Origin of the sequence: Legionella sp. km772, from assembly GCF_003989735.1 — a bacterium.
Lineage (GTDB): Bacteria > Pseudomonadota > Gammaproteobacteria > Legionellales > Legionellaceae > Legionella.
Genome location: NZ_RZGQ01000350.1, coordinates 1 through 1313 on the forward strand (window position 1 = coordinate 1; position 1313 = coordinate 1313).

Sequence of the window (1313 nt, forward strand, 5' to 3'; positions counted from 1 at the left end):
GGAAAATCAAATAATCACTATAAAGATCAAGCATATCCATTTAATTCCCTCCCTAAAATTAAGGGCGGAATTCTAATGCTTTTTAGTCAAACTACAAGTTTATGTGCGTAACATGAGTGAAAAATGTAGTTATCTTGAAGGCTAAGTGAAATTAACACCTTTAATCCTTAATAAATCATCCTTATCCGTACTTATATTGTAGCCTTTTTGTCCTTTGAATATTTTTAAGCCGAATTTCAAATACATAGAAATATGTATAAAAATTAACCACGAATGATCCGTAAAATACTTTACATTATTTTATGACTAGCTATAATTACTGATAACACACCCGCCAAGCCTCTATTGACCAAGGTCAGCAAGCTCAAATCGTGCGGGTTTTTTTATATCTAAAATTAGGTGGCCAATGAAGGCAGTTTTCACCAAACCAGCAATTACACCAGAACAACAAATTGAACTTCTTAAGCAACGCGGATTGATTATCTTTGATGAGGCGCGAGCTTTATGTTTTCTTGAAGCAGTTAGCTTTTTCCGACTAACACCTTATATGCGGCCATTTCAACACCCTGATAACCGTCATCAGTTTTTATCTGGAACAAAATTTAGCCAGCTTACCAGGCTATATGACTTTGATAGAAAGCTTCGATTATTAATAATAGATGCCGTTGAACGAACTGAGGTTGCCATTAGAGCCCATATATCCAATAAATTAAATGCACTATATGGATCACATTGGTACTTAGATAGAATTTATTTCAAAAAGAATTATGACCATTTGCGCTTAATTCAAAATATTCAAGGCAAACAACAAATCGCACTTGATGACTATGAACGTGAGTGCCAACGCATTGATGCTTTGCAAACAGCCGATGAAGTTTACAAAAACCGCCTCAAACTCAAACGCCAACAAGAAAGTTATGCTCGGCATTATACTCTAACCTATAATGATCCTGAGTTAATGCCTTCCTGGGCAATGTTAGAAGAATTATCCTTGGGCGAACTATCCCACCTATTCAAAGGATTAGCCAAAGATAAGGATAAAAAAATTATTGCCAGTGGATTTGATCTCTTTGCTCCATTGCTTGAGAGCTGGCTTCACACTTTAACAGTAATCCGTAATATCTGTGCTCATCACGCGCGCCTATGGAATCGAGAGCTAGGAATTAAACCCGCTTATCCAACGCAAAAAAACTTGGCATGGTTCAAATAACCCCTGTTTTAGTGAGCACTGAGCGTGCGTAATCCTGCCCTGATGTGTTATGATTTGGGCATGAATTAATGATTCAATTGCTCTTTAAAAAGATCTAGAGAAC

General features: G+C 36.6%; 1 protein-coding gene. It reads left to right on the forward strand.

Translation table 11 applies throughout. The annotated features are described in order from the left end of the window. Positions 1 to 406: 406 nt before the first annotated feature. Positions 407 to 1210: an Abi family protein gene (locus tag ELY15_RS15815; protein ID WP_127101721.1), complete on the forward strand. Its 804-nt coding sequence runs from the start codon at positions 407 to 409 to the stop codon at positions 1208 to 1210. The last annotated feature ends 103 nt before the right edge of the window (positions 1211 to 1313 follow it).

Excerpts from the sequence above, each read along its gene's own strand:
- ELY15_RS15815 (WP_127101721.1), top strand. The coding sequence starts at position 407 with ATGAAGGCAGTTTTCACCAAACCAGCAATTACACCAGAACAACAAATT.